General features: G+C 35.6%; 8 protein-coding genes. 4 read left to right on the top strand and 4 right to left on the bottom strand.

Annotated features, from left to right (window positions below):
• Window positions 1-266 precede the first annotated feature (266 nt).
• Entirely contained in the window at window positions 267-1208 is a 942-nt protein-coding gene (locus tag IGQ45_05920) for an isoaspartyl peptidase/L-asparaginase (GenBank protein MBF2056757.1), read from the bottom strand.
• Between the two features lie 443 nt (window positions 1209-1651).
• Between IGQ45_05920 and IGQ45_05915 the strand changes: the two genes are divergently transcribed.
• A complete protein-coding gene (locus tag IGQ45_05915; GenBank protein MBF2056756.1) occupies window positions 1652-1993 on the top strand; it encodes a phage holin family protein in 342 nt (113 codons plus the stop codon).
• A 668-nt stretch (window positions 1994-2661) separates the two neighbouring features.
• Complete coding sequence (locus IGQ45_05910) at window positions 2662-3306, top strand: DUF1997 domain-containing protein (GenBank protein MBF2056755.1); 645 nt, start codon at window positions 2662-2664, stop codon at window positions 3304-3306.
• Between the two features lie 368 nt (window positions 3307-3674).
• On the opposite strand, the gene IGQ45_05905 is transcribed toward IGQ45_05910, so the two are convergent.
• The gene (locus IGQ45_05905; protein ID MBF2056754.1) at window positions 3675-4172 is read right to left on the bottom strand and encodes an HNH endonuclease; all 498 of its coding nucleotides are present in this window, start codon (window positions 4170-4172) and stop codon (window positions 3675-3677) included.
• A 267-nt stretch (window positions 4173-4439) separates the two neighbouring features.
• Here IGQ45_05905 and IGQ45_05900 point away from each other — a divergent pair, with 267 nt between their 5' ends.
• The gene (locus IGQ45_05900; GenBank protein MBF2056753.1) at window positions 4440-4832 is read left to right on the top strand and encodes a helix-turn-helix transcriptional regulator; all 393 of its coding nucleotides are present in this window, start codon (window positions 4440-4442) and stop codon (window positions 4830-4832) included.
• Between the two features lie 33 nt (window positions 4833-4865).
• Here IGQ45_05900 and IGQ45_05895 read toward each other — a convergent pair whose 3' ends face one another.
• Complete coding sequence (locus IGQ45_05895) at window positions 4866-5813, bottom strand: diguanylate cyclase (GenBank protein MBF2056752.1); 948 nt, start codon at window positions 5811-5813, stop codon at window positions 4866-4868.
• A 296-nt stretch (window positions 5814-6109) separates the two neighbouring features.
• Entirely contained in the window at window positions 6110-7237 is a 1128-nt protein-coding gene (recF, locus tag IGQ45_05890) for a DNA replication/repair protein RecF (protein MBF2056751.1), read from the bottom strand.
• Between the two features lie 464 nt (window positions 7238-7701).
• Between recF and dnaK the strand changes: the two genes are divergently transcribed.
• Window positions 7702-9600 (top strand): molecular chaperone DnaK, encoded by a 1899-nt coding sequence (gene dnaK, locus IGQ45_05885; protein ID MBF2056750.1) that lies wholly within the window; start codon window positions 7702-7704, stop codon window positions 9598-9600.
• The last annotated feature ends 165 nt before the right edge of the window (window positions 9601-9765 follow it).

Genomic DNA, 9765 nt, shown 5'->3' with positions numbered 1-9765 from the left:
GGTCATAGAAAACTATATCAGGGGTATGGAACGTGCCTCTTTAGACGCAGAGTCGCCAAGCTCTACTGAGTGCGGAAGCATGAGGCAACTTGGGGCGAAGAAGCGTCAGAAACGCATTTCTCAGCGTAGCGGAAATGCGTAGTTCATCAAAGGAAAGATTATGAATTATGAATTATGAATTATGAATTATGAATTATGAATTAATAATTTCCTTTGCCCTTTGCCCTTTTTAAACCTTTGCCCTTTGCCCTTTGCCCTTTTAAGAATTATCTATTATCCACCAAACTACCGTCATTCCATTCCAGACTATCATCAATTTTCGTGCCATTATGATAAGCACACAAAAGAATCTCGCTAGTTTTACCCCAAACGATTTCCCCATCACTACTCAGCGCAATCGCACCCAAATCCCGTTGATTTTCCTTTGCTTCCGTCATGGATTTAACCATGGCATCCCTCAAAGATAAACCATCCGTAGCGCGTATCACCACTTTAGCCGCCAAACACTCATCGATAATATCTTCTCCAATACCCGTGCAACTTACCCCGGCCGTAGAATTAGCATAATTTCCCGCCGGCATAGCTGAATCGCTTACCCTACCAATACGCTCTAATCCTTTCCCCCCCGTAGAAGTACCAGCACTTATTCTACCCTGTTGATCCAATGCTACCACGCCGATAGTCCCCCGGCGCGCGCCACCATCCCCTTCCGCCACCACCCCAGCCATTTTGCGACTGAAATTATCTTTTCTTTCCTCCATCCATTCCTGTAACCGTAAATCCGTTAACGGATCATAAATCGGGATATTTAACTCTCTTAATAATTCCGTGCTACCTAAATCGGACAAAACCCGATCTTCTTCTTCCTGTAAAGTTTTAGCTAAATTAATAGGATTTTTTACCCGTGAAACGTTAATAACACCACTAAAACGCTGTTTCTCTCCATCCATTAAAGATGCACTCATGCGAATTTGTCCATCAGACTGCAACACCGATCCAGTTCCAGCATTGAATCTTGGCTCATCTTCCAACCGTTGACAACCTAAAATTACCGCTTCATTGGCACTTTTTCCTACTAATAATGCTCGGTAAACCTCATCAACAATTTGATGTAGAGATTGACGCACCGCTTCTAATCCCCCTTTACCCTTTAATGAGCTACCAGCGCCCCCATGAATAATTAATTTCGGTGTAATTTGATTTGACATCTTTGCTGAATAAGTATAACTTTTTTAACTACTCAATCTTATCACTCAAAGAAACCTGAAATAACTAGGGATTGCTGAAAAGTCTTTTGGTCAAAATAGCAAAACAGAAGAGGGAATAGTTTTAAGTTTATAATGGTAAGATAGTCTATATTTAAGTCATCAGGTGATGGTAAGCAATAGTTAAAAATTTGAGTTATTTTTAAAACCTTATAGAAACTACCAATTAAATGCTTTTAGCCTTTCAACTACTATTTGTAAATAATTATTTCTAAATCCTCAATCCTAAAATGTTGATTGTTGCTTAGATTTTCTGAGTATTATGAATATTACTCATCACTTGAGATATTTTTATTCTGACACCAGTAACTTACAACTTACCGTCTGTAACTTATAAAGTATTGCTATATTGAAAAGGCAAATTAACATTTTAATTAATTAAAACTATGCCTCAATTTATTGTTACACTACTTGTCACTGCGGTTTCAATGTTAATTACCGCTCAGATTATACCGGGTATTCAAATCAGTGGCATTATTCCCTCTTTGGTTGGTGCTGGGGTATTTGGTATTGTGAACAGCATTATTAAACCAATTTTAGTATTTTTCACTTTACCATTTACGATTGTCACCCTAGGATTATTTTTATTTGTTGTTAATGCTATTTGTTTTTCTTTGGTAGGCTATTTTACCCCCGGATTTGAAGTTAAGAGTTTTTTTGATGCCCTTTTTGGTTCTATTATTGTCTCTTTAGTTTCAGGATTTTTAAGTAAGTTCTTTGATACCTAAATAACCAAAATTGATTAAGTATTTTATTGCTGAAGTCCTTTATTTGTGATTATTTTGGATTCTTCTCTTTATCCTCTTGCCTTTTCCTTACTAAGACCCAAAATATCTTTTCAGCAAAATATATACAACAGACTTCTCCAATAATTATTTTAGTAATCAATATGAATATTGTTTTAAAAAATTACTAACAATTTATTAATGATCCCTGTCAATAAATTAGAATTTTTGGAGATGTCTAATTAATCCTGCTGAAAAACTTATTGAAAATAAAAACCCCTCAAAAGAGGGGAAAAACAAAAACTACGGCTTTAAAAATTTAGTAATAAAAAAGAGACTTCTTAAATTAATAAGAAAGTCTCTCTAACAAATTGAGGAAACAACTTAACACATTAAGAACAATTTTCACCTGCCATTAAAGGAAAGACCAGAATGATCCTTCTAGCTAAAGCTACTAGCAATGCTTGACAACCTTTAAATGTACCTTGTTACTACTAATCTTTCTTAATAACTACTATATATAGTATAAATCAAATAAGAATCTTTTGCAACAATTCTGTAAAAATAAAAAGAAGATCGATTTTTGGCTGTCTAAGTTATGATCAGACTTAGAGAAAAAATAATGAATAACAACTTTTGACAAGTCTGGAGTGTTAACAATATTGAACACCATTGCTACGGAAAAACCTCAACCGTTTGCTTTTTCAACCCAATTTAGAGGAAGTGTGGATATGTATGGTGAGCCGAAAAGGGTTACTGAATATCTTAATGATCATCAGGGGTGGTTCGTGCGCTGTGCTTTACCCATGAAAGCTGAACCTTTTGGGGATAATGGTTATACTCTGATTATCGGGCGTTATGGTGCTTTTGGTTATGAAGTAGAACCACAAATGAGTGTAATTTTAGAACCTCCTCATTCGGGACGTTATGCCATGTATTCTGTGCATAACCCTGATTTTAACCATGAGGGTTATGAGGTTAATTATCATTCCCAAATGGAAATTGTCGGGATAGAGTTAACTGAAATGGATGAAAGCATCAGTGAAGTTTGGCAACAAAAAAGTATCGATTATTTATCAAAAGAGTTTACTAGAATTAATTGGCAATTAGATTTGCAAGTAAAAGTACGTTTTCCTAAATTTATTTACAAACTTCCTCATAATTTAATTCAAAAGACGGGAGATAATTTATTGATTCAGATTATTAAACAGGTATCACCTCGTCTCAGTTTTAAGATACAAAAGGATTTTCATACTCGTTTTGATTTGCCTTTGCCTCCTAAATCTTCTCGTAGTTGTGAAGTTGTCAAAAGCTAAATCTTTTAGTAGTGGTCAAGAGTTAACTGTAATGGTAGAGGGGAGGGCGCCGGGGTTTAAACAAAAATAGCCTTAAATATTTACTACTATGAGATTAAGCTAAGACGCATTTAATCTTTTTTTTAAAAGTTCTGAATCCTTTGCTATAAAAGACTCTATATTGTCAAATAGGTATGTCTTAGCTTATCAAGCCTCATAATTATCCACTAAGTAGGTAAGCAAAATTAATTGTGGATTTTATTTTTAATGTAGGGAATTTCCATGCAACCTCCCTACTAAAATTTGAAAAACTAAATCAAGTCACAAATATACAATTAATTTTGTGTGAGAATTTACCTCCACTACTTTACTTTTTCAGCAGACCCTAATTAAATACCAATTACATATTTACGCCAAGTGTGATTAAGATCATCTTTAGTACATTTAACAATTTCAAAATGTAAGCTACTGTAAGGTTTCCTTGGTTGTTTTAGCAAAGGCATTTCTGCTTCTTTTGGAGTGCGGCTACCTTTTCTGATATTACAGCGCACGCAAGCCGCTACCAAATTCTCCCAACTATCGCCCCCACCCCGAGAGCGAGGTATAATGTGATCTATGGTTAACTGATCCCCTTTATAGTTACAGTATTGACAACAATTACGATCCCGTTCTAATACATTTTTCCTAGTTAAGGGTATTTCTTTGTAAGGTACTTTAACGTAATAACGCAGCCTAATTACCGATGGTAAGGGAAATGATTGACAAATGTACTTCCCATTATGTTCTAATTGTTCCGCTTTGCCTTTGATCAATAATATTACCGCTCTTTTCCAACTGGTGATATTGAGGGGTTCGTAGGAGGCATTTAAAACTAAAACCTTTCCCATAGCGTCTTCTTTTCAAAGATTTATTGTCGATGCTAACACATCCTTTTCATACTTGACACAATTAAAGCATGGCAAAAGTAGCAATGATGAAGCTAAAACTTCAATAAAAGCGCTTTGGTAAACAAATCAAAAGATAGAATTATTGAGGATTTAGACATAGTATAAAAGCCATTCATACCACTATGAGACTATAGACCTCATAATTTTCAATTATCCATAATCAATTATCTGTTAAGGTAAAACAAGAGACAATAAAACAAAACTAACATGAATCAAGTTCAATCTGACACAGAACAAGGAAAATCATTAATTCCTTGTGATATTCACCATAGTATCGATCCTGAAGTATTAGCTGTTTTTGCTGGACAAATACTCAGTGAAAACAAAGCACAAAAAATGGCTGAATTTTTTAGTCTTTTAGGTGACTCTAACCGCCTAAGAATTTTATCAGTTTTGGCAAAAGATCAAGTTTGTGTCTGTGATTTGGCAACGACTCTTTGTATGAGTGAATCGGCAGTTTCTCATCAATTACGTACCCTTAAAGCTATGCGCCTAGTTGCTTATGAGAAAAGAGGAAGAAGGGTTTACTACAGTTTACTTGACCATCATGTGTTGGACTTATACCGTGCCGTCACTGAACATTTAGACGAAATTGATTGATTATTAGGAAAAAGTTGTATTCAAAAATTTCATCTAGCAATCTAAATATAACAATTCATTCTCCAATGTTACTTGATCGCGCCCATTATTTTTAGCCCGATACAGCGCCCGATCCGCCCTAGAAATGATATGGTCAACATTGACATCATCGGAGTTATACTGCGCAATACCGATACTAACAGTAATAAACAAATTAGGATCATCCACAGGTAAAGATAAATAGCGAATTTTCTGACGAATACGATTACCCACTAACTTAGCATCCTCGATTTTAGTTTCTGTTAGAAAAATAATAAATTCTTCCCCACCCCAGCGCGCGCACAAATCTTCTTCCCGTAAACACTTATTACACTCTTCTGCCACTAACTTAATTGCCACATCTCCCATAGGATGCCCATAAGTATCATTAATTTTTTTAAAGAAATCAATATCAAGAATAATAATCGAAAAAATTCTTTTTTGTCTTTTGGCTAATTTAAACTCTCTATGGGCTAACTTGAGAAAATTACGCCGATTGGAAATGCCCGTTAATTCATCTAACGTTGCTAATTTTTCTAATTCAACTAAGGCTTTTTTTAACTGATCTCTAGTGTATTTTAGCTCCAGATGTGTTTTAATTCTAGCTAATAATTCCTCACCATTAAAAGGCTTAGTCACATAATCCACAGCGCCCGACTGAAAGGCTTTTAAAACATTCTCCTTAGCATCACTAGCCGTCAGAAAAATAATCGGAGTCTCCTCATATTGAGGATCAGATTTAATCAATTGACACAACTGTAAACCATCAATTTTTGGCATCATCAAATCCAGCAAAATTAAATCAGGAGTAACCAACTTCGTAAACTGTAAACACTCCTCACTACTAGATAAAACCTTAACCTGATAACCAACTTTAGTTAAAACTTTTTCCAATACAATTCTATTGATAGAATTATCATCTACCGCCAAAATTAGAGAATTGTAGAAATTATACTCAGACATTGAGATTTCAGGGTTTTAAAAAACACCAACAATAACTTTAGTTAATGACTGACGTTACGCACTGATTCAAATGTTACGTTAAGGGAGGTTTCAGGTAGCAGGTAGCAGGTTTCAGGTTTAAAACCCTTCCCTCCATAGACTCTTGTACAACAAAAAGATCAATAAACATAAGTTTCTTGTCAATTCTTTAACCTAATACCTAATACCTGACACCCGACACCTGACACCAACAATTAATTCTATATTTTGCGTAACATCAGTTAATGATATAAAACTAGATTACCCTCATTAGATAATCAATTAAACTTTCCTCCATCAACTTTAACGATTTGAGCTTGATGTAATAAATTTTTGTTGAAACAATTAAGATGAGTTGTAGTAATTATAGTTTGAAAACGATCTCCTAAACAATCTAATAATTGTTGTTGCCTTTTTATATCCAACTCCGCCATTACATCATCTAATAATAACAAAGGACAATCCCCCGTCACCTGCTCAATAATCTGTAACTCAGCAAGTTTCAAAGCTAGTACAAGGGTTCTTTGTTGCCCCTGAGAGCCATAACTACGAGCTAAATTATCATTAATGATAAACTCAATTTCATCTCGATGAGGACCAACTAAAGTAGTACCAAGATTAATCTCAGCTAATCTTTTCTCGGCTAAATTTTCTCTAATTAGTTGTTGCACATTTTCAGGGGTATCTTCCTGCCACAATACATTAGGTGCATATTTGATTACCAATTTTTCGGTTTTTTGACTAATTTGATGATGCCAAAATCTCGCTAAAGGTTGAATTTTTGTAATAACTCTCGCTCTTCTTCTTTTTACTCTTGATGCAGTTTCGGCTAATTTCTCATCCCATAATTGTAGCTCTAAATCCGCAGAGGAAGACAAATTATGATCATAACCAGCTTTTTTAAACTTTTTTAAAAGTGCGTTTCGTTGTTTTAAAACATGGTGATAATCTTTAATTATATGCCAGTAAATTGGTTCAATTTGAATCAATAAATTATCCACCCAATTCCGACGATATTCCGGCGCCCCTCGCACCAAATCAAGATCAAGGTTAGAAAATAAAACAGTATTAATTATGCCTAAAAAATCAAGATTTCTCTTCACTTTTTCAGAATTAACAAACAATTCCCGTTTGCCCTTGGCTGGAATGATAATGCCTAAATCATGGTCAACATAACCATTGCTGATTTTAGCTTTAATCTGCCCATAAACTCCCTGATGATAAACTAAGTCAATATCCTTACTGTAGCGGTGACTTTTTAAAGACGATAATAATTCAATAGCTTCTAAAAGATTGGATTTTCCCTGTGCGTTATCTCCTAATAAAATTATTTTATTTTCACTAAACTTTAATACCTCTTGAATATAGTTGCGAAAATAATACAATTCCAATTCTTTCAGAAACATAGTAAACGAAATTTTGATTTAGGACATGGGGGAAGCAGGAGAGAAAGGGAAGCAGGGGAGACGGGGAGACGGGGAGATAATTAATTATCGCTCTTCTACAGTAGTTATGACAAATTAATAATAAATGATGAATAAAACCTTTGAGAGATAATAGTTTCGGTATTTTAAAAATGCAATTGTTATAAATTTATGGTTGGCATTTCACCTAATACCTGACACCTTTTTTTAGACATAATTTATCATACTCAAAGTAGAAGAGCCTTAATTATTAATTATTAATTTCCCTTGCCCTTTTAACTTTGCCTTTCTAACTTTGCCCTTTTTAGCAATTGTCAATTATCCAATGTACGGAAAACTACACTACCTGATATGTACAGGATGTTTCACTATAGTAGATGAAATTAACCTTAAATAAATAATTCGGTTAAGAAAAAGTAAATATTATAGTAAATTAGTTCTGAATTATGGGAAAAGTAGTTGGTATAGATTTAGGTACAACTAACTCCTGTGTGGCAGTAATGGAAGGTGGAAAACCTGTAGTTATTGCTAACGCAGAGGGTTTTAGAACCACTCCTTCCGTGGTGGCTTATGCTAAAAATGGTGACCGCCTTGTGGGTCAAATCGCTAAACGTCAAGGGGTAATGAACCCTGAAAACACATTCTATTCAGTAAAACGTTTTATCGGTAGAAGACATGACGAAGTGACCAATGAAACCACTGAAGTATCTTACAAAGTATTAAATGTCAACGGTAACGTTAAAATCGATTGCCCTTCTCAGGGTAAACAATTTGCACCGGAAGAAATTTCTGCACAAGTTTTACGCAAATTGGTAGAAGATGCTAGTAAATATTTAGGGGAAACAGTTACTGAAGCAGTTATCACAGTTCCAGCTTATTTTAACGACTCTCAGCGTCAAGCCACCAAAGATGCTGGTAAAATTGCTGGTATTGAAGTAAAACGTATCATCAATGAACCTACAGCGGCTTCTCTGGCTTATGGTTTAGATCGTAAAAGTAATGAAACTATCCTTGTTTTTGACTTGGGTGGTGGTACTTTTGATGTATCTGTGTTAGAAGTAGGTGACGGTGTATTTGAAGTTTTAGCTACTTCTGGAGATACCCATTTAGGGGGTGACGATTTCGATAAAAAAATCGTTGATTTCCTCGCTGAAGATTTCAAAGGCAAAGAAGGCATCGATTTACGTAAGGATAAACAGGCTTTACAACGCCTTACTGAGGCCGCAGAAAAAGCTAAAATTGAGCTTTCTAGTGTCTCCCAAGCTGATATTAACCTACCTTTCATCACCGCTACCCAAGATGGTCCAAAACATTTAGAGTTAAATTTAACTAGAGCTAAGTTTGAGGAATTATGCGCTGATTTAATCGATCGTTGTGCCATTCCCGTACAAAATGCTCTCAAAGATTCTAAATTAAGTGCCAGTGATATTGATGAAGTGGTATTGGTAGGGGGTTCGACTCGTATTCCTGCGGTTAAGGAAGTGGTTAAGAAGGTTTTAGGTAAAGAACCTAATCAAACCGTTAACCCTGATGAAGTAGTGGCGGTGGGCGCTGCTATCCAAGGGGGTGTTTTAGCTGGAGAAGTTAAAGATATTCTTTTATTAGACGTAACGCCGTTGTCTTTGGGTGTAGAAACCCTCGGCGGTGTGATGACCAAAATTATCCCCAGAAATACCACTATCCCCACCAAAAAATCGGAAACTTTCTCTACTGCGGTGGATGGACAAAGTAATGTAGAAATTCACGTTTTACAAGGTGAGCGGGAATTTTCTAAGGATAATAAGAGTTTGGGAACTTTCCGTTTAGATGGTATTCCGGCCGCGCCTCGTGGTGTGCCTCAAATTGAGGTAACTTTCGATATTGATGCTAACGGTATTCTCCATGTTACTGCTAAGGACAAAGGTACTGGTAAAGAGCAATCCATCAGTATTACGGGTGCTTCTACTTTACCTGATGAGGATGTGGATAGAATGGTGAAGGAAGCTGAAGCTAATGCGGCAGCTGATAAGGAGAAACGGGAGAAAATTGAGCGTAAAAACCAAGCTGATTCCCTTGTTTATCAAGCTGAAAAACAACTTACTGAATTAGGTGACAAAGTCAGCGCTGATGATAAGTCCAAAGCGGATGGTTTAATTAAAGACCTTAAAGATGCGGTGGCGCAGGATGATGATGAGAAAATTAAAACCGTGATGCCTGAGTTACAACAGGTGTTATATACCATCGGTAGTAATATCTATCAGCAGTCTGCTGATGCTACGCCAGAGGGTGCTACTGGGGCGGAGGGCGCTGGTTCTAATCCTAGTGATGATGTTATCGATGCTGAGTTTTCAGAAGATGATAAATAATCAAAATTCTTAGTTTATTTTAGTATCAACCCCTTTCCAATCTAGGAGAGGGGTTTTTTTATTGTATTTTTTTCATTATATAAAGAATATTTGGCGTTGCATTTTTATGGGATGATTTATAATGAAGGAAAAAGTTTTATGACAGGAGTAGTAAAAAGAAGAAAT

This window comes from Cyanobacterium sp. T60_A2020_053, from assembly GCA_015272165.1.
In the GTDB taxonomy this organism is placed as follows: domain Bacteria; phylum Cyanobacteriota; class Cyanobacteriia; order Cyanobacteriales; family Cyanobacteriaceae; genus Cyanobacterium.
Note: the sequence above shows the minus strand (reverse complement) of the source record. Positions and strands in the feature narration are given on the sequence as shown.